A 26,307-nucleotide genomic window follows, 5' to 3' on the forward strand; every position below is an offset into this window, starting at 1 on the left:
CCAGGGCTTGAAACTCAGGCGTTAGACTCTTCGCCCTCTTCCTCGCCCTGTTCAGCCTGCTGCTGGGCTGCTGCCAACGCCTGCTGATAGGTCATTTCGACATCCTTGACAATCGCCTGCTCCAGAAGCTTGTCGACCGCCTTCTCTTCAAGAATAGCGGATTTGACCTGAGTCTTGAGCTCATCGTTGCCCATGTAGTACTCGACCACTTCACTGGGATCCTGATACTGCTCGGCCAGCTCTTCTACCTTGGCCTTGATGGCGGCATCGTCGGCGTCGAGTTCATGGCTCTTGATGACCTCGGCAAGCAGAAGACCTACCTGCACGCGGCCTTTGGCCTGCTCTTCGAAAAGCTCGTTAGGCAGCTGGCTGACGTCAAAATCTTCACCCAGGCCGAACTGCTGAGCGGCCTGGCGCTTCATGCCGTCGGTTTCCTGCTGAACCAGTGCGTTCGGCACGGAAATTTCATTGACCTTCTTCAGCGCGTCGAGCACCTGCTGTTTCACGCGGTTATCGACCGCCTGGGAGGCTTCACGGGTCATGTTCTTCTTGATTTCGGCGCGGAACTTGGTCTCGTCCCCGTCTTCAACGCCGAAGCGCTCGAAGAACGTCGAATCTACCTCTGGAAGCTTCTGAGTGCTGACCTTGTGAACCTTGACCTTGAAAGTGGCTTCATTGCCGGCCAGATGTTCTGCCTGATAATCATCCGGGAACGTCACGGTCAACGTCTTGTCATCACCGGCCTTCGCGCCGATCAGCTGCTCTTCAAACCCGGGAATGAAGCTGTTGGAACCAATCACCAGGGAATGACCTTCCGCGCTTCCACCCTCGAACGGCTCGTCACCCAGAAAGCCCTGAAAATCGATGGTGACCTGATCGCCGTCTTCGGCAGCCTTGTCATCTTCCTGCCACTCGGCGTTCTGCTTGCGAAGCGTCTCGATCATCTCGTCGACGTCACTGTCGCTGACGGTGACCACGGGGCGCTCAACTTCGGTACCTTCGATCGAGTTAAGCTCGACCTGCGGGTAGACTTCCATGACCGCAACGAACTCGAAGTCCTTGCCCGCTTCATTGACCTTGGGCTCGATCTGCGGGAAGCCCGCCGGGTTCAGCCCTTCATCGGTGATCGCGCGCACGTAGCGTTCGCGCATGACTTCACCCACCACTTCGCTACGAACGCTGTCGCCGTAACGCTGGCGTACAACGGCCATGGGTACCCGGCCTTGGCGAAAACCGTTCAGACGAACGTTTTTCGCGGTGTCTTTCAAGCGAGCGCTGACGGCCTCGTCGATGTCGGCGGCCGGTACCTGAATGGTGATGCGGCGCTCGATGGGGGAGGTCGTCTCGACAGAAACTTGCATGAATTGTCCTCTAGCGGCTGGGCATTGTGTTGAGTGCATATAAATGTTCAAGGGGCAATTTTAAGAACCCCGGCGCATAGTGGCAAGCACCATGCTCGCAAGATGGGGGCGCGCTTGGTAATTACAAGGGAGTTCAAGCGAAAATCTTGGCCGTTGCGCCCGCCGGCTCTTCACCCCTGATTATTTGACACGTCAGCATTTGGCTGCCAGCCAAGACTTGCCGCATGAAGCAGCAGTCCGCAGGTGGTGGCGTGCGAGATAAAGCGCTGCCAACTGATCCAGTCAGTCATCAAACCATGCCAGGCCCCCATCAGGGCGCCACCCAACGCAAGCATGACTGCCAGACGCTTGAGCAATGAAGGCAGCCTTTGCCGGGAAGCCTTCGAAAGCATGCGCCAGTGAAACACGGTGGCGCCAGCCACCAGCACCACGGCGATGAGCAAAAGCGTCTGGCGGGTCTCGAAACCCCCGGCCATGTAGCGCGGAATGACCGAAAGCATGACGATACACAGACCGATGGCCACGCTGACCCGCTCAGGAGAACTCACCCCTTGCATTCAGGCAACCTTGAGCGACTGGTCGACGATCCATTCTTCCACCCAGGGAACGGCAGCATCATCAGCCATGAAGGTTTCCATTGCATCTACCTCCAGACGCTCGCCCAGACGCTTGGCCCCCAGATCCTCGAGTAGCGCATCCAGTGCCCGGCCGGCGCCACAGAACGTATCGCCGTAAGAGCTGTCGCCAAGTGCAATCAACCCATAGCGCAGCGAGGTCAGCGCTGGCGTCTGGTCCTTGAGCTTGCGTACAAAGGGTACAAAATTACCGGGGAAATCGCCGCTACCCGTGGTAGAGACGCAAAAAAGCGCCAGACCGGCCTCGCCTTCGATATCTTCAAGTGACGGCTGCTCCTTGATCTCGACTGCGTACCCGGCTGCCTCGAAAAGCGGCTTGACCTGCTCCGCCACATCCAGCGCGCCACCGTACATGGTGCCAACAAGAATATTGAGCTGAGGCATCATCGATTTCCTATATCCGATTGCAGGGCGCACGCCCCCAATACTTGATGAATTTGCTCAAATATTAACACGACTTGAGCATCCTGCGCATGCATCGAGCCCCTTCCTTGCCGGAAGTGGCGGCTTTCAACATTGGCTACGGCCCAAAAAAAGCGCTCCCTTGAAGGAGCGCTCTTTAACATTCGGCCTGCAATGGACGCCTCTACCTGGCCCTTCTTGCCTTCGACCCGCCGCTATTGCGTGCTGGTGAAGTGCTCGACCTGCTGCTTGAGCTTCTGGCCGGGGCGAAAGGTTACCACGCGTCGGGCGGAAATCGGGATCTCCTCGCCGGTTTTGGGATTTCGGCCGGGGCGCTCACGCTTGTCGCGCAGATCGAAATTACCAAAGCCCGAAAGCTTGACCTGCTCGTTTTCGCGCAAGCAGGCACGAATTTCTTCAAAGAATGCCTCTACCATGGCTTTTGCTTCCCGCTTGGAAAGCGCGAGTTCCGTATGTAGATGCTCTGCAAGCTCCGCTTTGGTCAACGCCCCCATATCCCTTCTCCTTGTCGCAAACCCGTTGCCAGGAAGATCCTTCGCAGCCGACCCCTGTCAGCCGCGCAACTGGGCGTTCAACATGGCCCCCGCCTGCGCCACGATTGAATCCACCCGCTGATTGATCTCATCATCATTTAGCGTGCGCGATGGATGCTGCCAGGTCAAGCCCAACGCAATACTCTTCTGGCCAGGTTCCACGCCTTTACCAGCGTAGACGTCAAACAGCTTGAGACTTTGCAGGTACTCCCCCGCCTCACGACTGACGCAGTCCAGAAGCGCCTGCACCGGGGTTTGCTCATCCAGGGTGAAAGCAAGATCGCGACGCACTTCCGGATAGCGTGACAACGGCTCGAACGAAGGAATCACGCCTTCGCTCAAGGCGTCCAGACGCACTTCGAAAAGCACCGCATCGACTTTCAGACCCAAGGAAGCCCGCACCCGGGGATGCAGCGTGCCAATCCAGCCGGCGGGCCGGTCGTGGTGTAGAAGCTGTGCGCTCTGGCCCGGATGAAGCGCCGGGTGCTCGGCGGGTTCGAAGCGCCAGGCATCCAGATTACCACCTTGAGCCAGAAGGCTCTCGAGGTCGCCTTTCAAATCGAAGAAGTCGACGGCACTCTTGGCACTGCTCCAGCCTTCTGCCTCACGAGGGCCGCAGACAAGCGCGCCCATCATGGGTGTCTGGGCAAGCGAATCGAGCTCGCCGTTGAACACCAGCCCCGTTTCGAACAAACGCACACGGCTTTGCTGTCGATTGAGGTTATGCTCGAGCGCCCGAATCAGCCCCGGGAAGAGGCTTGCCCGCATGACCGAAAGATCTGCCGAAATGGGATTGGCAAGCGTCGGGGAAACCGCTTCGGGCAAAATGACCGCCTGAAGTTCGGGTGCGACGAAGCTGTACGTCACGGCCTCCTGATAACCCCGGGCGACCATCTGGTGGCGAAGCCGGGCCTGGGTGACCCTGGCTTCGTTCGCCGGACGAAGTGCCAGCCGCGCCGCCGGGCGGCGTACCGGCAGATTGTTGTACCCATGAATTCGAGCGATCTCTTCGATCAAATCCTCTTCGATGGCGATATCAAAGCGCCAGCTGGGCACCTCGACCTGCCAGCCCTCACCCGCCGGCGATGTCTTGAGCCCCAGCCGGTCGAGAATATCGGTTACGTCATTCACCGGTAGCGTCTTGGAAAGCGTCTGCGTCAGGCGCGCTTCGCGCAGCACGATGGTGCGTGCGCTCGGCAGGTGCGTCTCGCTGCGGGTTTCACAGACAGACCCGGCCGAGCCCCCACAGATATCGATCAAGAGCCTTGTGGCCCGCTCGATCGCCTCAATGGTCAACGCCGGGTCGACGCCGCGCTCGAAGCGGTGCGATGCATCGGTATGAAGCCCGTAGGAACGCGCCTGGCCGGCAATGGCCAGCGGCGTGAAGTAGGCGGCCTCGAGGAAGATGGTACGGGTGCTGGCGCTCACACCGGAGGCTTCTCCCCCCATCACACCGGCCATGGCCAGCGGTCCCGAGGCATCGGCAATCACCAGGGTATCCGGACGCAGCTCGATGTCCTGGCCGTCCAGCAGCGTCAAGCGCTCGCCCTGAGCGGCCATGCGCACCACGATCTGCTCCTGAAGATTATCAAGATCAAAGGCATGGAGCGGCTGACCGAGCTCGAGCATCACGTAGTTGGTGACGTCGACAGCCGGGGCGATGGCACGCACGCCGCTGCGGCGCAGACGCTCGACCATCCAGAGCGGCGTCTGAGCGGTCAGATCAACCCCATCGATCACCCGGGATACGTAGCGCGGACACTGCTGGGCCGCTTCAACATGCACCGCAAAGCGCTGCTCGATACTTGCATCGACCGGGGTAATATCGGGCTCGGTGACCGGCAGGCGGTTGAGCACGCCTACTTCTCGAGCCAGACCCTTCACGCTCAGGCAATCACCGCGATTGGGGGTCAGATCCACCTCGATGGTGGCGTCATCAAGCATAAGGTAGTCGCGAACGCTTACGCCTATCGGGGCATCTGCCGGCAGGACAAGAATCCCCTCGGAGGTCTCCTCTTCCAGACCGAGTTCGGAGGCAGAACAGATCATGCCGAAGGACTCGACGCCGCGAAGCTTGGCCTTCTTGATCTTGAAGTCTCCCGGCAGCACCCCGCCCACCTGGGCAAAGGGCACCCGCTGCCCCACGGCCACGTTGCGCGCCCCGCAGACCACCTGCACTTCGCCGGTGCCGTCGTTCACTCGACAAACGTTGAGCTTGTCGGCATCCGGATGAGGCTCTTTAGCCATCACCTCGGCTATTACCACGCCCTCGAAGGCGGAAGCGACGTTCTCGATGGCGTCGACTTCAAGCCCCGCCATGGTAATCTGGTCGGCAAGTGCCCGAGTTTCAAGCTGCGGGGATACCCAATCACGCAGCCACTGTTCTGAAAATTTCATGCTCGTTCCTGTTTATGGCGGCGTGGTTAGGCAAACTGACGTAAAAAGCGCAAGTCGTTCTCGAAGAACAGCCGCAGATCGTTGACGCCATAACGCAGCATCGCCAGGCGCTCGGCACCCATGCCGAAGGCGAAGCCGGTATAGCGTTCGGGATCGATACCCGAGTGCCTGAAGACTTCCGGGTGCACCATGCCGCACCCCATTACCTCGAGCCAACCGCTGTGCGAGCAGACCCGGCAGCCATTTCCGCTACACATGACGCACTGGATATCCACTTCGGCAGAGGGCTCGGTGAACGGAAAGTAGGAGGGCCGAAAACGGACCATCAGATCGTCGCGTTCGAAAAATGCCTGAAGAAAATCCTCGATAGTACCTTTGAGGTCGGCAAAGCTTACGCCCTCGTCGACCAACAGCCCCTCGACCTGATGAAACATCGGCGTATGGGTGAGATCGGAGTCGCTACGGTATACCCGACCCGGGCAGACGATGCGAATGGGCGGTTCGCTCTCTTTCATGGTACGCACCTGAACCGGCGAGGTGTGGGTACGCAGAAGCCGGGTGGCATCGAAATAGAACGTATCCGCCATGCCTCGGGCCGGGTGATGGGCAGGAATGTTGAGCGCCTCGAAGTTGTGGTAGTCGTCTTCTATTTCCGGCCCCACGGCCACGTCGTAACCAATACGGGTAAAAAGCCCTTCAATACGCTCCAGAGTACGTGTGACCGGGTGCAGGCCACCACTGGCCTGGCCGCGTCCGGGCAGCGTCACGTCAATCTTTTCCGCCGCCAGACGCGCATTCAGCGCTTCGCTTTCAAGGGCGGCTCGCTTTGAATCAATTTCACCAGCCAGGGTCTGCTTTGCCTGATTGATACGCTCGCCTGCAGCCGGGCGCTCCTCGGCTGCAAGCTTGCCAAGCCCTTTCAACAGGGCAGTGACTTCACCCTTCTTGCCCAGATAGCGAACTCGCAACTCATCGAGCGCAGAAACGCTCTGCGCGGCCTGGATGGCGTCGCGAGCTTGTGATACCAGCGTAGGCAGGTGGTCCATCCGTTACACTCCGAATTAAGCGGTTTGATCCAACAAGGCGCAGCTTTGGGAAGGCATGTTTCTGGAAAACATGGCTTGGCAACCATTGTTTCAAGAAACACCGCTTTGCCAAATCCAACCTCGGTGACAAAAAAACAGGGGAAGAGCGGCTGCTCTTCCCCTGTATGGGTCACACTGAAATGACCACGCGGGTTTTAAGCCAAGTAACGCTTAAAACCTTATTGGGCAGCCTTGGCTTTTTCCACGATAGCCGCGAATGCCGCCTTCTCGTGTACTGCCAGATCGGCCAATACTTTACGGTCGATTTCGATACCGGCCTTTTTAAGACCGCCAACAAACCGGCTGTAAGACATGCCGTTCACACGGGCGCCAGCGTTGATACGCTGGATCCAAAGAGCACGGAACTGACGCTTGCGGTTACGGCGGTCGCGGTAAGCATACTGACCGGCCTTGATGACGGCCTGCTTGGCAACACGGAAGACACGCGAACGGGCACCGTAGTAACCCTTGGCCTGCTTCAGTACTTTCTTATGGCGACGACGGGCAACTACGCCACGCTTAACTCGGGTCATAACACACTCCTGACATTAACCTAGAATGGCTTCAAAAAAACGACTTACAGGTTCGGCAACATACGCTGGATCAGCGCCTTGTCTGATGCGTGAATCTGCTTCATGCCGCGCAGTTGACGCTTACGCTTGGTCGATTTCTTGGTCAGGATGTGGCTACGAAAAGACTGCTTGTGCTTGAAGCCGTTGGCAGTCTTTTTAAAGCGCTTGGCAGCGCCGCTGTTACTCTTGATTTTCGGCATGAGAAAAACTCCGCTCGATGTTTTTTAGAAAACCCAGGGCCGGTCAGCGCAGCGCTGACCCGTTGACAACGCCTCTGAATCACTTCTTTTTGGGGGCAAGAATCATGATCATCTGGCGGCCTTCCATTTTCGGGAAGGATTCCACCGCTCCGATCTCTTCAAGGTCTGCCGCGATCCGCTCCATCAGCTTGCGGCCGATGTCCTGGTGCGCCATTTCGCGACCCCGAAAACGCAAAGTGACCTTACCCTTGTCACCACCTTCCAGAAAGCGCGTCAGGTTCTTGAGCTTCACCTGATAATCGCCTTCGTCGGTGCCAGGCCGGAACTTGACTTCCTTCACCTGAATCTGCTTTTGCTTTTTCTTTTGAGCCGCTTTTTGCTTCTTCGTCTCAAAAACAAATTTACCGTAATCCATTATTTTACAAACAATGGGGTCGGCATTGGAAATTTGTACGAGGTCCAGACCGGCAGCTTCTGCCCGCTCCAATGCTTCGGTGGTGGGCACGACACCCAACTGCTCACCTTCTGCATCGATCAAACGGACTTCTTCTTCGATAATTCGCTCGTTCATTGGGGGGCGTTTGTCTGCTGGACGCCCGCGCTGGTTGCTTCGCTTGATTGCTCTGTCTCCTTAGGCAATTGACGATGTCGCCAGGGCTGCTCGCTCGTTGGATACACGCTCGATAAACTCATCGACCGTCATCGTTCCGAGGTTTTCGCCGCTGCGAGTTCGCACGGCCACTGAGTCAGCTTCGACTTCCTTATCTCCGACCACAAGAAGATAGGGAATTTTCTGTAACGTATGCTCACGGATTTTAAAGCCGATCTTCTCGTTCCTCAAGTCTGCCTTGACGCGAAGATCGCTTTTTTGCAAGCGTTTCTCTAATTCGAGCGCGTAATCACGCTGCGCATCGGTGATATTCATCACGACCGCTTGCTCGGGTGCCAGCCATAATGGCATAGCGCCGGCATAATGTTCAATCAAGATACCGATGAAGCGCTCCATGGAACCCACGATTGCCCGGTGAAGCATGACCGGCGGCTTGCGCTCGCCCTCTTCGGTCACGTACTGCGCGCCCAGACGCTCGGGCATCATGAAGTCGACCTGCATGGTACCAACCTGCCACTCACGGCCCAGGCAGTCCTTCATGTGGTACTCGATCTTGGGGCCATAGAACGCGCCTTCGCCGGGAAGTTCCTGCCATTCGACATCGCAGGCCTTCAGGGCGCCGCGCAGCGCATCTTCTGCGCGATCCCAGACATCATCGCTGCCGATACGCTTTTCCGGGCGCAGGGCGATCTTGATCGCGATATCGTCGAACCCGAAATCCTGATACACCTTCAGCGCCTGACGGTGGAAGCTGGTCACTTCCGGCTCGACCTGAGCTTCGGTACAGAAGACGTGACCATCGTCCTGGGTGAACGCACGCACACGCATGATGCCGTGCAACGCGCCGGAGGGCTCGTTACGGTGGCAACCGCCGAACTCGCCAAAGCGCACCGGCAGCTCGCGATAGCTACGCAGGCCCGAGTTGAACACCTGAACATGCCCGGGACAGTTCATCGGTTTCAGGGCGTACTCGCGCTTTTCGGATTCGGTAAAGAACATGCCGTCGGCGTAGTTGTCCCAGTGACCCGACTTCTTCCACAGCGAAACGTCCATGATTTGCGGGCAGCGAATTTCCTGGTAGCCGCCCGCCTTGTAGACGCCGCGCATGTACTGCTCGACCTGCTGCCAAAGCGCCCAGCCGTTGGGATGCCAGAACACCATGCCCGGCGCCTCTTCCTGCATGTGGAAGAGATCGAGGCGGCGCGCAAGCTTGCGGTGGTCGCGCTTTTCGGCTTCTTCCAGGCGCTTGAGGTAAGCCTTGAGCTGCTTCTTGTCGCCCCAGGCGGTACCGTAGATGCGCGTCAGCATGGCGTTGGAGGCATCCGCGCGCCAATAGGCACCGGCAAGCTTGGTCAGCTTGAAGGCTTTCAGGTGGCGCGTATTGGGCACGTGCGGGCCACGGCACATGTCCGTGTACTCTTCGTGGTGATAAAGACGAATCGCCGCGCCTTCGGGAATATCGCGAATGATCTCCTGCTTGTAGGGCTCCTCGCGGCTCTCGAAGGTGGCCATCGCCTTGTCACGGTCGACGTACTCGCGAACGACGTCGTACTCCTGCTCGATCAGCGTCTGCATGCGCTTCTCGATCGTCTCGAGGTCATCCGGCGTCACGGAGCGGCCGAAATCGATATCGTAGTAGAAGCCGTTCTCGATCACCGGGCCAATGGCCATCTTGGCCTCGGGGTAAAGCTGCTTGACCGCATGCCCAATCAGGTGCGCGCTGGAGTGGCGAATGATCTCGAGCCCCTCCGGGTCGCGGGCGGTAATGATCGCAACGTCAGCGTCACGCTCGATCATGTCGGCCGCATCGACCAGCACACCATCGATCTTTCCCGCCACGCATGCCTTGGCCAGACCAGGGCCAATGGACTCTGCGAGCGCCATGATGGAGAGGGGTTCTTCAAACGTTCGTTGACTGCCGTCGGGCAGTGTCACAATGGGCATGGTGATTCCTTGAGCGCAGTGGTGATCCATACCAGGGATCACGTTTCGCTATCAATGGCTTGGGGTGTCTTGTCCGGCGCCTAGGCGCGGCTTGCCCATCGGGCAGTCGCGTAGCCTAGCAGATTTTTTTTCGAGCAAAAACATAAAGCGGGAGCCAGGCTCCCGCTTTATGTGACGTTGTCGCGATCAGAGGTTGCGTCTCGCCCAGGGCAGGACATAGTCACGACTCAGCGGCGCAAGACACAGCCTTTCGGCCTGCTCTAGGCAGACCCATGCCACCTCGGCAATCTCCGCCGCCGCCACAACCTTTTCATCCACCGTCACACTGAAAAGCTCGGCTTCGATCCACGTATCCGCCTCGTTGGCGGCCACTGCGCGAACGGTCTCCAGACGCGTCAGACGTTTTCGGTCGACGTGCAGGCCAAGCTCTTCTTCCAGCTCGCGAAAAAGCGCCCGGTCGGCGGATTCACCCTGCTCGATCTTGCCGCCGGGCTGCATGAAGTAGCGGCTCCCCTGCTTTCGCACCAGCAAGAGCTCACCCGCCCCGTTACTCATCAACGCAGCGGCGATGCGCAGCGTCGTGGTGTTTTCAGGCGCTTTGTCCGATGCACTCTTCCTTGCTCGCTCGCTCATCGAAACGGCCTTAAAACGCCCAGTCGTCGTCTTCGGTAGCCACGGCCTTGCCAATCACGTAGGACGAGCCCGAGCCCGAGAAGAAATCGTGATTCTCATCGGCGTTGGGTGAAAGTGCCGCCATGATGGTCGGGTCCACGTCGGTGACGCTGCTTGGAAACAGCGGCTCGTAACCCAAGTTCATCAGCGCCTTGTTGGCGTTGTAGTGAAGGAACTTTTTCACGTCCTCGGTAAGCCCTACCGCGTCGTAGAGTGACTCGGTGTAGCGCACCTCGTTGTCATAAAGCTCTAAAAGCAGCTCGTAGGCGTAATCCTTGACCGCCTGCCGGCGCTCCGGCGTTGCCTCACCAAGGGCCTGCTGGAACTTGTAGCCGATATAGTAGCCGTGCACCGCTTCGTCGCGAATGATCAGACGAATGAGATCCGCCGTATTGGTCAGCTTCGCGTGGCTCGACCAGTACATGGGCAGATAAAAGCCCGAGTAGAACAGAAATGATTCCAGAAATACGCTGGCCACCTTGCGCATCAAGGGATCATCCGAGCGATAGCGCTCAAGAATCAACTCGGACTTCGCCTGCAGCATCGCGTTCTCTTCACTCCAGCGAAATGCGTCGTCGACATCGCGAGTGGTGCAAAGCGTCGAGAAGATCGAGCTGTAGGAGCGCGCGTGTACCGACTCCATGAAGGCGATGTTGGTGTACACCGCCTCTTCGTGAGGCGTGCGCGCATCTTCCATCAACACCGGGGCACCGATGCTGCTCTGGATGGTATCCAGCAGCGTCAGCCCCGTGAATACACGAATGGTCAGCTGCTTTTCCTGCTGGGTCAGCGTATTCCACGACTGAATATCGTTGGAAAGCGGCACTTTTTCCGGCAGCCAGAAGTTGCTGGTCAAACGGTTCCAGACCTCCAGGTCCTTGTCGTCCTGCAGGCGGTTCCAGTTAACGGCGTCGACCCGTGATAAGCGTTGCGTGGTAATCATCAAATGATCTCTTTCATTACGTGGTTACAGCGTGCAGGAGACGCAGCCTTCGACTTCGGTGCCTTCCAGGGCACTTTGGCGAAGGCGAATGTAGTAAAGCGTCTTGATACCCTTGCGCCAGGCGTGAATCTGAGCCTTGTTGATATCCCGGGTGGTGGCGGTATCCGGGAAGAACAGGGTCAGCGAAAGCCCCTGATCCACGTGCTTGGACGCCTCGGCGTAAGTATCGATGATCTTTTCAGGGCCGATTTCGTAGGCGTCCTGGAAGTAGCCGAAATTCGCCTCGCTCAGAAACGGCGCCGGGTAGTAGACGCGGCCAAGCTTGCCCTCTTTGCGAATCTCGATTCTCGCCGCCACCGGGTGAATACTGGAGGTGGAGTTGTTGATATAGGAGATCGAGCCGGTGGGCGGCACGGCCTGCAGGTTACGGTTGTAAAGCCCGTGCGCCATGACCGAGGCCTTGAGTTCCTCCCAGTCCTGCTGAGTAGGCAGTGCAATACCGCTACGCTCGAAAAGTCCGCGTACTTTTTCGGTTTTCGGCAGCCACGACTCATTGACGTACTTGTCGAAGAACGTACCCGAGGCGTAGGTGGAGTCTTCAAAGCCTGCAAAGGTATCGCCGTGCTCGATGGCCAGCTGATTCGAGGCGCGAATGGCGTAAAACGCAACGCAGTAGAAGTACAGGTTGGTAAAGTCCAACCCTTCTTCGGAGCCGTAGTAGATATGCTCGCGGGCCAGATAACCGTGCAGGTTCATCTGCCCAAGGCCGATGGCGCGGGACTGGGCGTTGCCTTCGGCAATCGAGGGCACGCTCTTGAGATTGCTCATCTCGGAAACCGCGGTCAAACCGCGAATCGCGATGTCCACGCTGTTGCCGATATCACCGGAGTCCATCACCTTGGCGATGTTCATCGAGCCCAGGTTACAGGAGATGTCCTGACCGATCTTGCTGTAGTTCAGGCTTTCGTCGTACTCGGTCGGCGTGTTGACCTGAAGGATTTCCGAACAGAGGTTGCTCATGTTGATACGCCCGGCGATCGGATTGGCCCGGTTCACCGTGTCTTCGAACATGATGTAGGGGTAGCCGGACTCGAACTGCAGCTCGGCCAGGACCTGGAAAAACGCCCGGGCGTTGATTTTCTGCTTGCGGATGCGCGCGTCCGCGACCATCTCGTGGTACTTCTCGGACACACTGATATCGCCAAACGGCTTGCCGTAGACCCGCTCGACATCGTAGGGCGAGAACAGATACATGTCATCGTTGCGCTTGGCAAGCTCGAACGTGATGTCCGGAATCGTCACGCCGAGCGAGAGCGTCTTGATCCGGATCTTCTCGTCCGCATTTTCGCGCTTGGTGTCCAGAAAGCGCAGAATGTCCGGGTGGTGAGCGTTGAGATACACCGCCCCGGCGCCCTGACGTGCACCTAGCTGATTGGCGTAGGAGAAGGCGTCTTCCAGAAGCTTCATGATTGGAATGATGCCCGAAGACTGGTTCTCGATACGTTTGATGGGTGCGCCGGATTCGCGAATGTTGCTGAGCAGAAACGCCACGCCGCCACCGCGCTTGGAGAGCTGCAGCGCCGAGTTGATCGAGCGGCCGATCGACTCCATGTTGTCTTCGATGCGCAGCAAAAAGCACGACACCAGCTCGCCGCGCTGCTGCTTGCCGCAATTCAAGAACGTCGGCGTGGCCGGCTGAAAGCGTCCACTGATCACTTCATCGACCAAGGACTTGGCAAGCGCCTCTTCGCCCCGGGCAAGCGTGAGCGCCACCATGCACACACGGTCTTCGTAGCGCTCGAGATAGCGCTTGCCATCAAAGGTTTTCAGCGTATAGCTGGTGTAGTACTTGAACGCGCCCAGAAAGCTCGGGAAACGGAACTTGTAGGCGTAAGCCTGTTCGAACAGCGCTTTTACGAAGGCTGGCGCGTACTGGTTGAGCACCTCGGCTTCGTAGTAGCCCTCTTCCACCAGATAGTCGAGTTTCTCTTCCAGCGAGTGGAAGAACACCGTGTTCTGGTTGACGTGCTGCAAGAAGTACTGACGCGCCGCTTCACGGTCCTTGTCGAGCTGAAGCTCGCCGTTGGCGCCGTAAAGATTCAGCATGGCATTCAGCGCATGATAATCCAGCGTACGCGGCTGCGCCGCCTCCGCAGAGGGCTTTTTCGTTTCAGACACGTTGGTCGTCGCTACGTTTGTCGTTTCCAAAACTCTTCTACTCCTTTGCGAACCCTGGCGACGTCATCGTCGGTGCCCAAAAGCTCAAATCGATAAAGCAGCGGCACCTGGCACTTTTGCGCGATAATGCGCCCCGCCAGTCCGTAAGCCTCGCCAAAATTGGTATTGCCAGCGGCAATGACGCCTCGTATAAGGCGTCGGTTGTGCTCATCGTTCAAAAAGCGGATCACCGGACCCGGTACCGCCCCTTCGACGCCGCCCCCACCATAGGTAGGCGTGATCAGTACAAAAGGCGTCTCGATACGGGGCACCGGGTCGTTACGGTTGATCGGCAACCGATGGGCCGATAGCCCCAGCTTTTCTACAAAACGATGGGTGTTGCCTGACCTGGTGGAAAAATACACCAGCGTGCCAGCCAACGGTGCGTGTACGTCCGTTAGCATGGCCGCGGATTATGCAAGCGCCTGGATACGATCCGGACGAAAACCCGACCAGTGATCGTCACCTGCCACCACCACCGGCAATTGGCGATAGCCCAGCGCTTCGACTTCTTTTTGCGCGCCGTCTTCGGCGGTGATATCGATCACGGTGTACTCGATTCCCTGCTTGTCCATCGCACGGTAGGTGGCGGTGCACTGAACGCAGGCAGGCTTGCTATAAATCTGGATGGCCATGGCTATTTTTTCCTTTTCATAGCGGCATTTTTGGGTTAGAGCACATGATGCGCCCGACCCCGTCTAAATAGACCGTGAATACTATATATAGACCACCACAAAATCAATTCAAGCATATCTAGTATTTTTTAATCCACAGGTTATTGACAAACTATACCCTGCATAGCCATGCGGCCCTGGGGTAAAGCCCCTCTAAAAGCACTTTCAAAAGTACCTGCAAAAGTACTTTGAAAAGCACCTTGAAAGGCGGATTGTCAGCGCCGAATCAGCCAGATTCGATACGTCTTGACACGGGCTGGATGGATTTATTGATATACAATTGCCTCGATACCCGGGTGAGGTAGTCGTGTATTCATCACCAAGAAAGGCGTTGTCCACAGACAAAAAAACCCGGCCATAAGCCGGGCTTTTCTTCGTGACGCTTCAAGCGTCTCTATCTAGCAAGCATCTATCTCGCGAGCATTGTCTCAGGCGATAGCGGCCTGATAGCGGCGCTCTACTTCTTCCCAGTTGACGACGTCGAAGAAGGCGGCAATGTAGTCCGGACGCTTGTTCTGATACTTCAAGTAGTAGGCATGCTCCCATACGTCCAGACCCAGAAGCGGCGTGTTGCCGTGCATCAGCGGGCTATCCTGATTGAGAGTGTTCTCCACGACGAGCTTTTTCTCCGGTGTGACGCTGAGCCACGCCCAGCCACTTCCGAAACGGCCTACCGCAGCCTTCTTGAATTCTTCCTTGAAGGTATCGAGCCCGCCCAGCTCACTGTCGATGGCCTTGGCCACGTCGCCCTGGGGCTGGCCACCGCCATTGGGTGACATCATCTGCCAGAACATGGAATGGTTGACGTGACCACCACCATTGTTGATAACGGCCTGACGCTTGGCTTCGGGTACGCGATCCAGGTTGGTCACCAGCTCTTCGATGGACAGGTCTTCAAGCCCGGTCCCTTCCAGAGCACCATTGAGGTTGGTCACGTAGGTATTGTGGTGACGCGAATGGTGAATTTCCATTGTCATCGCATCAATGCTCGGCTCGAGTGCGTCGTAGGCATACGGCAGTTCGGGTAGTGTATGTGCCATGTCATCGTCTCCTTGAGTGACTTTCGATGTTCACCTGAGTAGGTGCGGTCACGACCTACTGTTTTCAACTGTCCAGGCAAGATTTTACTTAAAACGCAAACGCTTCCTGGCGCTGCGTACCCCTAGCACTTTAGCTAACAAGCAGGGCTTTATCTAATATACAAGCAATAAAAAGCCGACTGCAAAGCAGTCGGCCGGAAATGCACCTCGGGGTGCCCTGCACCAATACAGCAACAGGATTAACAGCTCGGTTTACAGCTTGCTCTCGAGCTCCGGCAGAAGCTCGAACAGATCCCCCACCAGCCCGTAGTCCGCCACCTGGAAGATCGGTGCCTCGTCATCCTTGTTGATCGCCACGATCACCTTCGAGTCCTTCATCCCTGCCAGGTGCTGGATGGCGCCGCTGATGCCCACCGCGATGTAAAGATCCGGGGCGACGATCTTGCCCGTCTGGCCCACCTGCATGTCGTTGGGCACAAACCCCGCATCCACCGCGGCGCGGGAGGCGCCCACCGCCGCCCCCAGCTTGTCGGCAATGCCGTCCAGCAGCTTGAAGTTCTCGCCGTTGCCCATGCCCCGACCGCCGGAAACGATGACCTTGGCGCCGCCCAGCTCCGGCCGGTCGGACTGAGCCAACGCCTGGTTGACGAACCGGGACTGGGCGTTCTCGACCACCGTGTCCACGGTGTCGATCGGGGCGCTGCCCCCCTCACTCACCGCGTCGAACGCCGTGGTGCGCACGGTCATCACCTTGAGGGCGTCGTCGCTTTTCACCGTGGCGATCGCGTTCCCCGCGTAAATGGGGCGCTTGAAGGTATCGGCGCTGTCCACAGCCATGACTTCGGACAGCTGGCTGACGTCCTTGAGCGCGGCGACCCGCGGCAACACGTTCTTGCCCGTGGTGGAGGCGCTGGTCAGAATGTGCGTGTAGTCGTCGGCCAGGGCCACGATCAGCGCACTCAGCGGCTCGGCAAGCTGGTGGGCGTAAACACTGTGATCGGCCAGGCGCACGCGACTCACGCCGTCGAGTGTCGCGGCGGCATCCGCTGCGGCCTGGACGCCTTCGCCGGCGATCAGCACGTCGATGTCACCCCCGATCTGGCGGGCGGCGCCCACGACGTGGGCGGTGGCGCTGGCCAGCTGTCCTTCGTGAAGATCGGCAAGTACCAGAATGCTCATGGTATGTACTCCTTGAAAAGCGGGGAAAAGAATCGGGTAACGCAGCCTTCTTAAAGAACCTTGGCTTCGTTTTTCAACTTGTCGATCAACTCGTCCACCGAGGCGACCTTTGATCCGCCCTTGCGCTCCGCCGGCGTTTCAACTTTCAACAGGCTGACCTTCGAGGCCATCTCGATGCCGTAATCCGCCGGCGTCCGGGTCTCCAGCGGCTTCTTCTTGGCCTTCATGATGTCGGGCAGCTTGGCGTAGCGCGGCTCGTTCAGGCGCAGGTCCGTGGTGACGATCGCCGGCAGCGTCAGCGCCACGGTCTGCAGGCCGCCGTCGATCTCGCGGGTGACGTTGGCCTGGTCACCGTCAATCACCACTTCGGACGCGAAGGTGCCCTGGGGCAGGTTGGTCAGAGCCGCCAGCATCTGCCCGGTCTGGTTGTTGTCGGTGTCGATTGCCTGCTTGCCGAGAATCACCAGCCCCGGCTGCTCTTCTTCCACGACCTTGGCCAGCAGCTTGGCCACCGCCAGGGATTCGGCGCGCTCATCGGTCTCGATGTGCAGCGCCCGATCCGCGCCGAGTGCGAGCGCCGTACGCAGCTGTTCCTGAGAGGATTTCGGGCCGATGGAGACCGCGACCACTTCCGTGGCCGTGCCTTTCTCCTTGAGACGCACTGCCTCTTCCACGGCGATTTCGCAGAAGGGGTTCATGGCCATCTTGACGTTGGTCAGATCCACGTCGGAATGATCCGCCTTGACGCGAATCTTGACGTTGTAATCGATGACGCGCTTTACCGCGACCAATACTTTCATAGTTTCCTCGCTTGGCTTGAGAGCCTTACCTGAACTGACGTGACCTGTCGCTGCCACTCTCGCTTTTATCGACGCCACACCCCTTGACGATCAGACGCCTGACCAAAAAGCCAAATTCATTCAAGCGTTTGATAGGCTGGCATTTACTTAATGTGCCATATCCGGCCAATGCACAACAACATCCATGAAACCGCAGCTTTACATGCAGCTGGCACGCCGCTTCCTTTACCCTAGCAATCCTGGCGATGAATTTTGATTCTGGAGCGACGGGTGCGTTATTGAATACGCGACGTTATTGAATGTGCGGTGTTATTAAATACATGATAGGCCATCGTAGTGATGACCTGACGCAGGTATTATGCCTATCATGGGAGACAACCAGAAGCAAACGACCGTTTTAAATTAAGGCCGTGTCCTTATAAGACACGGTACTTATGAGAATAAGGAGACGACCAGGTGGAAAACGTTGAGCGCGATGTCATGGAAATGGACGTGGTCATCGTCGGCGCCGGGCCTTCAGGCCTGGCGGCAGCATGCCGACTGATGCAGCAAGCCAACGAGGCTGAGCAAGAGCTGACCGTTTGCGTGGTAGAGAAAGGCTCCGAAGTAGGGGCACACATCCTGTCCGGTGCCGTATTCGAACCTCGTGCACTGACCGAGCTCTTTCCCGACTGGGAAGAGCGCGGTGCCCCGCTCAATACACCGGCCATTCGCGACGATGTGTATCTCTTGAAGGACAGCCAAAAAGCCAAGAAGCTACCTCATTCGCTGGTGCCCAAGAGCATGCACAATACCGGCGGCGACCAGACCCGCTACGTGATCAGTGCCAGCAACCTGTGCCGCTGGCTGGCCGAGCAGGCCGAAGCACTGGGCGTGGAAATCTTCCCGGGCTTTGCCGCCCAGGAGGTGATCATCGAAGACGGCGCCGTACGCGGTATTCTGATCGGGGATATGGGCGTAAGCGCTGACGGCACGCCGAAGGATGGTCATATGCCGGGCATGGAGCTGCGCGCCAAATATACCCTGTTTGCCGAAGGTTCGCGGGGGCATCTGGGCAAGCGCCTGATCCGTGAGTTCGCACTGGACGAGGGACGCGACCCCCAGCACTACGGCATCGGCTTGAAGGAACTCTGGGACGTACCCGCCGAGCGACACGAACCCGGCCTGGTGGTTCACGGCTCCGGCTGGCCGCTGACCAGTGACACCCACGGCGGCTGGTTCCTTTACCATGCAGAAAACCAGCAGGTCATGGTCGGGCTGATCATGGATCTGGGTTATCAGAATCCCTGGCTTTCACCGTTCGATGAATTTCAGCGCATGAAACATCACCCGGCCCTGAGCCAGTACCTTGAAGGGGGCAAGCGCGTTGCCTACGGCGCCCGCGCGATCACCAAGGGTGGTTTCAACTGTCTGCCGAAAATGACCTTTCCGGGCGGTCTCTTGATCGGCTGTGATGCGGGCACGCTGAACTTTGCCAAGATCAAAGGGCTTCATACCGCCATGAAATCGGGTCTCGTGGCCGCAGAAAGCGTTTTCGAGGCAATCAAGGGTGGCGATGAAGGCGCAAGTGAACTCACCGGCTTCAACGACAGTTGGGAAGCCAGCTGGGCGTATAAAGAACTCAAGGAGAATGCAAGCTTTGGCCCGGCGATGCACAAGTACGGCAATGTCCGCGGTGGTGCCTTCAACTTCGTGAATCAGCTGATCGGCAACAAGCTGCCCACCCTCCACGACACCACCACCGACCATGGCGCCTTGAAGCCCGCCGACGCGTTCGAGAAGATCAATTATCCCAAGCCTGACGGCAAGCTCTCCTTTGACAAGCCTTCGTCGGTGTTCCTATCCAACACCAACCACGAAGAGGATCAACCCTGCCATCTGCGCCTGGCCGATCCATCGATTCCCATTGAACACAACCTGCCCAAGTATGCCGAGCCCGCTCAGCGCTACTGCCCGGCCGGGGTGTACGAAGTGGTGGAAGACAGTGAAGGCAAGCCGCGCTTTCAGATCAACTTTCAAAACTGCGTGCACTGCAAGACCTGTGATATCAAGGACCCGGCTCAGAACATTACCTGGGTGGCGCCGGAAGGCGGCGGCGGGCCTAACTATCCCAATATGTAAGAACCTGCCCAATATGTAAGAAACCGCCCAGCAGGCAGGCCCCGCCCACCCAGCAAGACCCGAAAGCCGGTGTGACTCGATTGAAGGTCAGGCCGGCTTGGCGGGATCAAGCGATGTGATCGGGGCGCGCCGGGCAATCAGCCGGCGCCGACCAGCCTGAGTGAAGCGCACATCGATCACCGGATCGGCGGGATTGCCTTCCACGGCAGCCACCTCCCCTTCTCCAAACACGTCATGCAGCAGTCGCTGGCCGGGGTAGAACTCAAGGGTTTCTGCGTAGCGGGCTTGCACTTCGTTGACCGCCTGGGCGGTCAACACGATATCTTCACGGTTCAGGCGTTTCAGGTAACGCTCCACAAGGTCCTTTGAACTTACCTGCAGCGGCGTTTCTGGCGCGTCTTGAGCATCAAGCGCCTTTGCCACGCGCATGCTGTCCGCCCAACTGCTTTCATGAATGAAGCGGCTGGGCCGGTGAGCACCGCCATCGTGAAGAATCAAGAGTTGTTCCTGGGCGCGGGTGATTGCCACGTAGAAGAGCCGCCGCTCCTCTTCCAGCCGTTCATCGCTGAGCGGGTTATCCCGGCTATAGTGAGGAAAGTCCTCTTCGTTGACCCCCGCCACGGCGACCAGCGGCCATTCAAGCCCCTTGGCGCCGTGAACGGTGCTGATCAACACGCCACCGGCCTGATTCTCCACCGGTCTTTCCAGAAGCTCGATGAATGCGTCCGGGTCCTGGACGCTCTGGGCCTGCTCGATCAGCACATCCAGAAGACGCACATCCTCCTCGCCCTTGTCCCGGCGGGCGGCAGCGCGTTTCAAGGTTTTCTCCGCCTCGATAGTGGTGACCACATGCTGTAAAAGCTTGGCCGACGGCCACGCGCTGAGTCTTGGCAGCTCACAGAGAAGCTCCCAGCGTTTTTTAAGCGTGCGCCGTTGAATCGGCTTCAATGCTGCGATCAGCGAATCTGTCCGGTCCGGAAATGCCTGGGTGGCGGCCAGATGATGGGCCAACTGGCTTAGCCGCTCCCGACCGACAAAGGGCGTGGGCTGAGCAAGCAGCAGCAGAAGCTGGCTTGGGTCCTTTAAAAGCTCTGGACGTCGGGAGAGCTTCAAATAACCCGCCAGTGCCTGCACCAGCGGCAGGCGAAATACAAAGCGGTCCTCGCGCAGCAGGCGAAAGGGAATACCCGCCTGTAACAGCGCCAGCTGAAACGGCACCGACATCGCCCAACTACGCACCAGCAGGCTCGCCTCACCCAGCGCCCGGCCCTGGGCCTGCCAGTCGGCCAGCGCGTCCAACAGCAGTCGCGTCCCCTGGCCTGCGTGAATTCGGGTAGCAAAGTTCGCAGGCGCCGCGAGACAGAGCTGGTCCGGCCTTCGCCGGTTGTTCAGGATGGCGTGGTTGGCGGCCAGCGCCAGCGCGTGGCCGTGGCGAAAGGTGGTGGAGAGGGGGTAGTCGACGGCTTCACCAAAGGTGGCGGTGAAGTTCTCGAGCATGGTGTCCGGCCGCGCCCCACGCCACTCGTAGATGCACTGATTGGCATCCCCCACCGCCATCACGCTGGCACTGGACCCGACCAGCACTTTCAATAGGCGCTGCTGGGCGGTGTTGATGTCCTGGTATTCATCAATGATCACGTGATCAAGAAAACCCTCGACGCGAGCTCTGAGCGTGCCGTCGGCCTCAAGCGCACGCAGTGGCCGGTAAAGAAGGTCGGCATAGGTCATCAGACCTTCACTTTCCAGAAGACGCTCGGCTTCCTCAAACGCCGCCGGAAAGTAGTCGGTGTCCTCGTCAAGGCCCAGCCGTTCATGGAGCGCCTGGGCGGTGCACATTTCAGCCTTTACCAGCCCGCAGAAATGCGCCAGGGTTTCTAGCCGGTCGCCGTCAAGCGCAGCTTCACGCCGCTCCAGCTCCTCGACTACATTCAGGCTCGCCTGACGCAGCAGACGCTCGAGCTGCCAATCCGCCGAAAGCAGCTGGCGCGGCGCGAGTACGCCCCAGCGGCACAGGCTCTGGGTGAGCCGATGGCCCAATGAATGAAAAGTGCGTACATCGGGAAGCGGCTGTCCTTTGGGTGCCATGCTCGCCAGGCGGCGCTGAAAGTCTTCTCGAGCGGAGCGATTGAACATCAGTACCAGCATGCGCTGGGGCGGTACACCGCTTTCCAGAAGGTGCAGGACACGCGCCGCCATGGTGGTGGTCTTGCCCGCCCCGGCCACTGCCGCGACTCGCGCGTGCCCGCTCTCGTGGCCCACCACTGCCTGCTGTTCCGGGGTCAACTTCACGGCATCTCGCTACGAGAGGCAGCGTCGCTATCCAGCTCGCCCAAAGGGTAGTACTGGCCCGCGCTTTCAAGGCAAAGCCGCTGACCCGCACCGTTCTCTTCCAGAATGGCCTGGTCGATCAGCCGGTAGAAGACATTGCGGTGCAGCCGCGCCGCCAAGCCAAAGCGAATGGCGATTTCCGGCATCCACTCTCCCTCTGGCGTGACGCTCAGCGACATGGGGTGCGCCTCATCCAGACGCACCACATCGTCAAACTGGGTAGTCAGCCACCAGGCGCCTTCCTTGAAGTCGGCTTCGACAATGATGAACGGCCGATCCTCGACCGTGAGCCGCCAGCGCTCGCCCGGAGTGACCAGACAGACCCCTTCCTCATCGCGACGCATAAGGCTTGCCAGCAGATGCGGGATCTCCCGGCGGGGAAAGGGCTCGCCTTCGTGCAGCCAGGTGCCATCGGCCCGGATGACGATATCGATATCGCCGGATAGCGCGGGCTGCCATTGATCCACCGGCGGTATCTTCGCCGAACCCGGTTGATGCTTTAACAGTCTATCGATATTCATGGCCACCTCACCGCTTGATTCAGACAAGGCCCGCTTGCGTCAGGGCCTGTTTAACATGAGCCGGGGCATCCGGCACAGCGCCGCGAAAGAGCCGGTAGAAATTGGCCGTGGTCTGCATGGCAACTTCATCCACGCTGATCCGGCGTTCGCTCGCAATACATTCGGCCACCTCGACCACCCAGGCCGGCTCGTTGGGTTTGCCGCGGTGGGGCACCGGTGCCAGATAGGGGCTGTCAGTCTCGATCAACAGCCGATCCAGCGGCAGCACCTTGGCAAGCTCGCGAAGCGAGGCTGCACTGGCGAAAGTGATGATACCGGAAAGCGAAATGTAGAATCCCAGGCGTATCGCCTCGCGGGCCATCTCGACATCTTCGGTAAAGCAGTGCAGCACCCCGGCGACGTTTGGGTCGGTATGTTCACGCAAGAGCGCCAGAGTATCTTCCTGAGCCTCGCGGGTATGCACCACCACGGGCAGCTCAAGCTCGGCGGCGGCGATCAGATGGCGCTTGAAGCGCTCGCGCTGAAGCTCGGGGCTGACGCTGTCGCGGTAATGATAATCAAGTCCGGTTTCACCAATGGCCACCGCCGCGTACTGCTCGGCGGCCTCCTTGATGTCCTTCACTTCCGGCTCATGCGCAACGCTTGCCAGGGGATGAAGCCCGGCTGAAATCGCCACATCCTGGTGCTTGCGCGAAAGTTCGGCAAGCCGAGGCATATCGTCAAGCGTTACCGCGATGGCCAGAAACTGACTGACATGGGCCGCACGGGCCGCGTTCAAGGCAGCATCGACATCGCCCCCGTAAGAGCGTTCGGACAAGCGGTCCAGATGACAGTGCGAGTCAACAAACATTCAGGCCTCTATTGATCTGCTTGGCGTTAGATGTGCTGGGTGCTGGATGTGCTTGACGCTACAGGGTAAATGACGGCGGAGCGCTATCCAGCTGACCGGCCAGCAGCGTTTCGATTCTATCGCGCACCGGGTAATCCTCTTGGCTGAAGTGCACGCCAATGCCCGGCATACGCCGTCCGCTGATACCGGCAGGCGACACCCAGACCACCTCTGCCGTAACGCTTAGCCGCTCGCTCTCTCCCGGCAACGTGATCAGCAGGTGCACCACCTGACCCAAAGCGTAGAACGTATCGACGGGCACGAACATGCCGCCACGCTCCAGATAAGGCATATAGGCCGACAAGAGCGTGGGGATATCCGGCACCGTGAGTGAGAGAGCTTTTTGAGCGGTCATCGACACCTCGTGGGCGATCGGCGTTAGCGATAGTTATCAACGATAGTTATAAAGACAGCTGTCAAACGATCATTGTCAAACGACACGTATTGAACGCATCCAACTGACTAGGAACGCAGAAGCGTCGACCAGCGCACAAGCCATGCTTCGAGCACCAGCTGCGGATTGGGATTGGCGCCCATCGATAGTAGTCGACGCTGCTCCCGGGCGTAGTCTAACAGGCGAAACCAATCCTGGACCCGGGCGTTCTTTACAGCCTGGCGATACAGAGGTTCAAGATCCGGGTTGTGAAGCGCGGTGGTTTGTCCGGTCAATCCCAGCCGAATCAGGTCTTCAAGCCAGGCGATACCGTACCATAGAATGGCATCGATCGCCTGACGATCAAGCCTTGCCGCTTCGGATACCGGCTCGGCGCCGCGCACCAGTTGCTCGAAGCTATCGTGAATCTGATGGCGCAGAGCACGCTCCTCAGGGGTGGCAAGCTCGACCGCCAGAAGCGGAAGCCCACCCGAGACCTGCCACCAGAAAAGCGCCTCTTCGCTGCCGAGCTTTTCGGTGAGCCAGGCCTGGCACTGCTCGAACGCGACGCTGGGCAGCGTCCACTGCTGACAGCGCGAGCGAATGGTCGGCAGCATCCGAGAAGGCACATCGGAAAGCAGAATGAACAGCGTGCGCTCTCCAGGCTCTTCCAGGCTTTTCAAAAGCGCGTTGGCGGCGGCAACATTCATCGCCTCGGCCGGACTGATCACGATGACGCGATACCCCCCCTGCTGGGCGGTCTGGCCAACGAAGCGGTTGACCTCGCGGATCGGGTCAATGCGGATCTGGCGTTTACCCTCTTCCAGAGTAATCCGCATCAAATCCGGATGATAGCCCGATGCCAGCATGCTGCAGCTATGGCAATGCCCGCAGGCTTCACCATCAGGCTGAGCACAGAGGGTCCGCGCCACCAGCGCATCGGCCAACTGCTGCTTGCCCACACCATGAGCGCCACTGAGCAATAACGCATGGGGCATGCGCCCCTCGGTTGCCAGACGCGTAAACTGATGCCACAAAGGCCGGTGCCAGGGCAGCAGATCCGCTAGCGCCATGCCAGTACCCGCTCGTTCAAGGCATCCGCAAGGGCGGCCTGCACGTTTTCCAGAGATTTCTCTGCATCGATCAGTACAAAGCGCTGAGGCTCGGCCTCGGCCCGGGCCAGATAAGCACTGCGCACCGCGCTGAAGAACGCGGCATGCTCTTGCTCGAAACGGTCACGCTGGCTGTTTTCAGCGCGCAGGCGCCCCTCCAGGCGGGCCTTGGCAGCCTTGGGCGACATATCCAGCAACAGGGTCAGATCCGGCGAGAGCCCTTTTTGCACGAACTGTTCAAGCGTTCGAATTCGCGCCGAATCGATGCCACGCCCGCCTCCCTGGTAGGCGAAGGTGGCATCGGTGAAGCGGTCGCAGACCACCCAGGCGCCACGCTCGAGTGCAGGCAAGATCTTTTGCGCCAGATGCTGGGCACGGGCGGCAAACATCATCAGAAGCTCCGCATCGGTATGCAGCGGCTCCTCGAACGTGGTGGCGAGAAGCAGCGCGCGTATCGACTCGGCAAGCGGAGTGCCGCCGGGCTCTCGGGTACACACGACCTCAAGCCCCTGCGCTTTCAGCCAGTCGGCCACGAACGCGACGTTGGTGGATTTGCCCACCCCTTCTCCCCCTTCCAGGGTAATAAAGCGCCCGCGTTGGGTCATTGAAACCTCATTGAAAAAAACGCCGCCGAGCAGCCCTCGGCGCTTGGTAATTACTGGTTGCGTATATAGCGGTTGACGGCATTGTTATGTTCGCGAAGCGTGCGCGAGAAGTGATGGGTGCCGTCCCCCTTGGATACAAAGTAAAGCGTATCGCCAGGCAGCGGGTTGACCGCCGCTTCCAGCGAGGCCGCCCCCGGCATGGCAATGGGCGTGGGCGGCATGCCGTTGATCACATAGGTATTGTAGGGCGTGGCTTCACGTAAATCCGCTCGGGTGATGCGCCCCTCGTAGCGTTCGCCCATGCCATAGATCACCGTGGGGTCGGTTTGCAGGCGCATGCCCTGTTCCATGCGACGCTTGAAGACCCCGGCGATTTCGCGACGCTCCTCGGGGGCGCCGGTTTCACGCTCGATCAGCGAGGCCATGATCAGCGCCTCATAAGGCGTTTCGATCGTCAGGTCATCATCGCGGTTTTCCCAGACATCCGCCAGAATCCGCTCCATGCGATCAAGGGACTGACGCAGAATATCCACGTCGCTCATACCCAGATGATAGCGATAGGTGTCCGGAAAAAACCACCCTTCCGGGTAGGTGCCTTCACGCTCGAGAAGCGCCATCACCTGTTCATCGCTCATGCCGGTGGTGACGTGTTCAAGCTTTTCGGCATTTTCCAGGCGGGTGCGCATCTGACGAAACGTCCAACCCTCGGGCACGGTCAACGGGTAGGTAACCACGTTACTGCTGCCCAGCAGCGTCATGACTTCCATGGCACTCATATCCGGCGTAATACGGTATTCACCTACCCGAAGCCTGGGGATCTGTTCGGGCGAGACGCGCGCCAGAAGACGAAACGCCCAGGCGTCATTGACCACGCCCTGATCCTCAAGCTCATGAATGGCCTGATTGAACCCGGCACCGGGCGACACGTAGTAAAGCGTCGGCTCAGTGACCGCCACCGGCGCCTCAAGTCGGCTTTGCCAGTACAGATAACCACCGGCCGCCGCCGCAGCCCCTAGTACCAGCAGAATCAAGCATGCGCTCAGTAACCGTTTTACCATGTCACTCGGTGCCTC

The 26,307-nt window shown here is 58.8% G+C and carries 26 protein-coding genes; 1 reads left to right on the forward strand and 25 read right to left on the reverse strand.

The window, feature by feature from the left end:
- Positions 1 to 14: 14 nt before the first annotated feature.
- From tig to ACWF8S_RS09755, 18 genes are all read right to left on the reverse strand, one after another.
- On the reverse strand, positions 15 to 1,361 hold the full coding sequence (gene tig, locus ACWF8S_RS09670) for a trigger factor (protein ID WP_447553115.1): 1,347 nt from the start codon (positions 1,359 to 1,361) through the stop codon (positions 15 to 17).
- A gap of 170 nt (positions 1,362 to 1,531) precedes the next feature.
- Positions 1,532 to 1,918 (reverse strand): hypothetical protein, encoded by a 387-nt coding sequence (locus tag ACWF8S_RS09675; protein ID WP_447553116.1) that lies wholly within the window; start codon positions 1,916 to 1,918, stop codon positions 1,532 to 1,534.
- A complete protein-coding gene (locus tag ACWF8S_RS09680; protein WP_447553117.1) occupies positions 1,919 to 2,380 on the reverse strand; it encodes a flavodoxin domain-containing protein in 462 nt (153 codons plus the stop codon).
- Positions 2,381 to 2,613: 233 nt separating this feature from the next.
- Complete coding sequence (locus tag ACWF8S_RS09685; protein ID WP_447553118.1) at positions 2,614 to 2,913, reverse strand: integration host factor subunit alpha; 300 nt, start codon at positions 2,911 to 2,913, stop codon at positions 2,614 to 2,616.
- 57 nt (positions 2,914 to 2,970) lie between these two features.
- Positions 2,971 to 5,349 carry a phenylalanine--tRNA ligase subunit beta gene (gene pheT, locus ACWF8S_RS09690; protein WP_447553119.1) on the reverse strand — a complete coding sequence of 793 codons (2,379 nt, stop codon included), beginning with the start codon at positions 5,347 to 5,349 and terminating at the stop codon, positions 2,971 to 2,973.
- A gap of 26 nt (positions 5,350 to 5,375) precedes the next feature.
- Positions 5,376 to 6,395: a phenylalanine--tRNA ligase subunit alpha gene (gene pheS / locus ACWF8S_RS09695; RefSeq protein ID WP_447553120.1), complete on the reverse strand. Its 1,020-nt coding sequence runs from the start codon at positions 6,393 to 6,395 to the stop codon at positions 5,376 to 5,378.
- Positions 6,396 to 6,613: 218 nt separating this feature from the next.
- Entirely contained in the window at positions 6,614 to 6,967 is a 354-nt protein-coding gene (rplT, locus tag ACWF8S_RS09700) for a 50S ribosomal protein L20 (protein WP_447553121.1), read from the reverse strand.
- A 44-nt stretch (positions 6,968 to 7,011) separates the two neighbouring features.
- Positions 7,012 to 7,206: a 50S ribosomal protein L35 gene (gene rpmI, locus ACWF8S_RS09705; protein ID WP_009724291.1), complete on the reverse strand. Its 195-nt coding sequence runs from the start codon at positions 7,204 to 7,206 to the stop codon at positions 7,012 to 7,014.
- Positions 7,207 to 7,285: 79 nt separating this feature from the next.
- A complete protein-coding gene (infC, locus tag ACWF8S_RS09710) occupies positions 7,286 to 7,777 on the reverse strand; it encodes a translation initiation factor IF-3 (RefSeq protein ID WP_404345643.1) in 492 nt (163 codons plus the stop codon).
- A 60-nt stretch (positions 7,778 to 7,837) separates the two neighbouring features.
- The gene (thrS, locus tag ACWF8S_RS09715; protein ID WP_447553122.1) at positions 7,838 to 9,760 is read right to left on the reverse strand and encodes a threonine--tRNA ligase; all 1,923 of its coding nucleotides are present in this window, start codon (positions 9,758 to 9,760) and stop codon (positions 7,838 to 7,840) included.
- Positions 9,761 to 9,946: 186 nt separating this feature from the next.
- The gene (locus tag ACWF8S_RS09720; protein ID WP_447553123.1) at positions 9,947 to 10,393 is read right to left on the reverse strand and encodes an NUDIX hydrolase; all 447 of its coding nucleotides are present in this window, start codon (positions 10,391 to 10,393) and stop codon (positions 9,947 to 9,949) included.
- 10 nt (positions 10,394 to 10,403) lie between these two features.
- Positions 10,404 to 11,375 carry a class 1b ribonucleoside-diphosphate reductase subunit beta gene (nrdF, locus tag ACWF8S_RS09725; RefSeq protein ID WP_447553124.1) on the reverse strand — a complete coding sequence of 324 codons (972 nt, stop codon included), beginning with the start codon at positions 11,373 to 11,375 and terminating at the stop codon, positions 10,404 to 10,406.
- 24 nt (positions 11,376 to 11,399) lie between these two features.
- Positions 11,400 to 13,583, reverse strand: a complete 2,184-nt coding sequence (gene nrdE / locus ACWF8S_RS09730) for a class 1b ribonucleoside-diphosphate reductase subunit alpha (protein WP_447553125.1) — start codon at positions 13,581 to 13,583, stop codon at positions 11,400 to 11,402.
- On the reverse strand, positions 13,565 to 13,996 hold the full coding sequence (nrdI, locus tag ACWF8S_RS09735; RefSeq protein ID WP_447553126.1) for a class Ib ribonucleoside-diphosphate reductase assembly flavoprotein NrdI: 432 nt from the start codon (positions 13,994 to 13,996) through the stop codon (positions 13,565 to 13,567). Before nrdI ends, nrdE begins: the two co-directional genes overlap by 19 nt.
- A 9-nt stretch (positions 13,997 to 14,005) precedes the next feature.
- Positions 14,006 to 14,227 carry a glutaredoxin-like protein NrdH gene (nrdH, locus tag ACWF8S_RS09740; RefSeq protein ID WP_447528968.1) on the reverse strand — a complete coding sequence of 74 codons (222 nt, stop codon included), beginning with the start codon at positions 14,225 to 14,227 and terminating at the stop codon, positions 14,006 to 14,008.
- A gap of 467 nt (positions 14,228 to 14,694) precedes the next feature.
- Positions 14,695 to 15,306, reverse strand: coding sequence for a superoxide dismutase (locus ACWF8S_RS09745; protein ID WP_447553127.1), 612 nt, complete (start codon positions 15,304 to 15,306; stop codon positions 14,695 to 14,697).
- Between the two features lie 252 nt (positions 15,307 to 15,558).
- Entirely contained in the window at positions 15,559 to 16,485 is a 927-nt protein-coding gene (locus tag ACWF8S_RS09750; RefSeq protein WP_447553088.1) for an electron transfer flavoprotein subunit alpha/FixB family protein, read from the reverse strand.
- A 50-nt stretch (positions 16,486 to 16,535) separates the two neighbouring features.
- Entirely contained in the window at positions 16,536 to 17,285 is a 750-nt protein-coding gene (locus ACWF8S_RS09755) for an electron transfer flavoprotein subunit beta/FixA family protein (protein WP_447553128.1), read from the reverse strand.
- A gap of 456 nt (positions 17,286 to 17,741) precedes the next feature.
- Here ACWF8S_RS09755 and ACWF8S_RS09760 point away from each other — a divergent pair, with 456 nt between their 5' ends.
- Positions 17,742 to 19,406, forward strand: coding sequence for an electron transfer flavoprotein-ubiquinone oxidoreductase (locus ACWF8S_RS09760; protein WP_447553129.1), 1,665 nt, complete (start codon positions 17,742 to 17,744; stop codon positions 19,404 to 19,406).
- An 87-nt stretch (positions 19,407 to 19,493) separates the two neighbouring features.
- Here the strand turns inward: ACWF8S_RS09760 and ACWF8S_RS09765 are convergent, their stop codons facing one another.
- The 7 genes from ACWF8S_RS09765 to mltG form a co-directional block, all read right to left on the reverse strand.
- Positions 19,494 to 21,695 carry an ATP-dependent helicase gene (locus tag ACWF8S_RS09765; protein WP_447553130.1) on the reverse strand — a complete coding sequence of 734 codons (2,202 nt, stop codon included), beginning with the start codon at positions 21,693 to 21,695 and terminating at the stop codon, positions 19,494 to 19,496.
- Complete coding sequence (locus ACWF8S_RS09770) at positions 21,692 to 22,255, reverse strand: DUF1285 domain-containing protein (protein ID WP_447553131.1); 564 nt, start codon at positions 22,253 to 22,255, stop codon at positions 21,692 to 21,694. The genes ACWF8S_RS09765 and ACWF8S_RS09770 overlap by 4 nt, the downstream gene beginning before the upstream one ends.
- A gap of 19 nt (positions 22,256 to 22,274) precedes the next feature.
- Positions 22,275 to 23,105: a TatD family hydrolase gene (locus ACWF8S_RS09775; RefSeq protein ID WP_447553132.1), complete on the reverse strand. Its 831-nt coding sequence runs from the start codon at positions 23,103 to 23,105 to the stop codon at positions 22,275 to 22,277.
- Positions 23,106 to 23,163: 58 nt separating this feature from the next.
- A complete protein-coding gene (locus ACWF8S_RS09780) occupies positions 23,164 to 23,499 on the reverse strand; it encodes a PilZ domain-containing protein (protein ID WP_447553133.1) in 336 nt (111 codons plus the stop codon).
- A gap of 107 nt (positions 23,500 to 23,606) precedes the next feature.
- Entirely contained in the window at positions 23,607 to 24,590 is a 984-nt protein-coding gene (locus ACWF8S_RS09785) for a DNA polymerase III subunit delta' (RefSeq protein ID WP_447553134.1), read from the reverse strand.
- On the reverse strand, positions 24,581 to 25,234 hold the full coding sequence (gene tmk, locus ACWF8S_RS09790; protein WP_447553135.1) for a dTMP kinase: 654 nt from the start codon (positions 25,232 to 25,234) through the stop codon (positions 24,581 to 24,583). The genes ACWF8S_RS09785 and tmk overlap by 10 nt, the downstream gene beginning before the upstream one ends.
- A gap of 50 nt (positions 25,235 to 25,284) precedes the next feature.
- Positions 25,285 to 26,292 carry an endolytic transglycosylase MltG gene (gene mltG / locus ACWF8S_RS09795; RefSeq protein ID WP_447553136.1) on the reverse strand — a complete coding sequence of 336 codons (1,008 nt, stop codon included), beginning with the start codon at positions 26,290 to 26,292 and terminating at the stop codon, positions 25,285 to 25,287.
- Positions 26,293 to 26,307 lie beyond the last annotated feature (15 nt).

The organism is Vreelandella xerophytica, from assembly GCF_968048975.1.

Bases quoted from the DNA above. Each gene is read 5' to 3' on its own strand.
- tig (WP_447553115.1), bottom strand. From the start codon at position 1,361: ATGCAAGTTTCTGTCGAGACGACCTCCCCCATCGAGCGCCGCATCACC.
- ACWF8S_RS09675 (WP_447553116.1), bottom strand. From the start codon at position 1,918: ATGCAAGGGGTGAGTTCTCCTGAGCGGGTCAGCGTGGCCATCGGTCTG.
- ACWF8S_RS09680 (WP_447553117.1), bottom strand. From the start codon at position 2,380: ATGCCTCAGCTCAATATTCTTGTTGGCACCATGTACGGTGGCGCGCTG.
- ACWF8S_RS09685 (WP_447553118.1), bottom strand. From the start codon at position 2,913: ATGGGGGCGTTGACCAAAGCGGAGCTTGCAGAGCATCTACATACGGAA.
- pheT (WP_447553119.1), bottom strand. From the start codon at position 5,349: ATGAAATTTTCAGAACAGTGGCTGCGTGATTGGGTATCCCCGCAGCTT.
- pheS (WP_447553120.1), bottom strand. From the start codon at position 6,395: ATGGACCACCTGCCTACGCTGGTATCACAAGCTCGCGACGCCATCCAG.
- rplT (WP_447553121.1), bottom strand. From the start codon at position 6,967: ATGACCCGAGTTAAGCGTGGCGTAGTTGCCCGTCGTCGCCATAAGAAA.
- rpmI (WP_009724291.1), bottom strand. From the start codon at position 7,206: ATGCCGAAAATCAAGAGTAACAGCGGCGCTGCCAAGCGCTTTAAAAAG.
- infC (WP_404345643.1), bottom strand. From the start codon at position 7,777: ATGAACGAGCGAATTATCGAAGAAGAAGTCCGTTTGATCGATGCAGAA.
- thrS (WP_447553122.1), bottom strand. From the start codon at position 9,760: ATGCCCATTGTGACACTGCCCGACGGCAGTCAACGAACGTTTGAAGAA.
- ACWF8S_RS09720 (WP_447553123.1), bottom strand. From the start codon at position 10,393: ATGAGCGAGCGAGCAAGGAAGAGTGCATCGGACAAAGCGCCTGAAAAC.
- nrdF (WP_447553124.1), bottom strand. From the start codon at position 11,375: ATGATTACCACGCAACGCTTATCACGGGTCGACGCCGTTAACTGGAAC.
- nrdI (WP_447553126.1), bottom strand. From the start codon at position 13,996: ATGCTAACGGACGTACACGCACCGTTGGCTGGCACGCTGGTGTATTTT.
- nrdH (WP_447528968.1), bottom strand. From the start codon at position 14,227: ATGGCCATCCAGATTTATAGCAAGCCTGCCTGCGTTCAGTGCACCGCC.
- ACWF8S_RS09745 (WP_447553127.1), bottom strand. From the start codon at position 15,306: ATGGCACATACACTACCCGAACTGCCGTATGCCTACGACGCACTCGAG.
- ACWF8S_RS09750 (WP_447553088.1), bottom strand. From the start codon at position 16,485: ATGAGCATTCTGGTACTTGCCGATCTTCACGAAGGACAGCTGGCCAGC.
- ACWF8S_RS09755 (WP_447553128.1), bottom strand. From the start codon at position 17,285: ATGAAAGTATTGGTCGCGGTAAAGCGCGTCATCGATTACAACGTCAAG.
- ACWF8S_RS09770 (WP_447553131.1), bottom strand. From the start codon at position 22,255: ATGAATATCGATAGACTGTTAAAGCATCAACCGGGTTCGGCGAAGATA.
- ACWF8S_RS09775 (WP_447553132.1), bottom strand. From the start codon at position 23,105: ATGTTTGTTGACTCGCACTGTCATCTGGACCGCTTGTCCGAACGCTCT.
- ACWF8S_RS09780 (WP_447553133.1), bottom strand. From the start codon at position 23,499: ATGACCGCTCAAAAAGCTCTCTCACTCACGGTGCCGGATATCCCCACG.
- ACWF8S_RS09785 (WP_447553134.1), bottom strand. From the start codon at position 24,590: ATGGCGCTAGCGGATCTGCTGCCCTGGCACCGGCCTTTGTGGCATCAG.
- tmk (WP_447553135.1), bottom strand. From the start codon at position 25,234: ATGACCCAACGCGGGCGCTTTATTACCCTGGAAGGGGGAGAAGGGGTG.
- mltG (WP_447553136.1), bottom strand. From the start codon at position 26,292: ATGGTAAAACGGTTACTGAGCGCATGCTTGATTCTGCTGGTACTAGGG.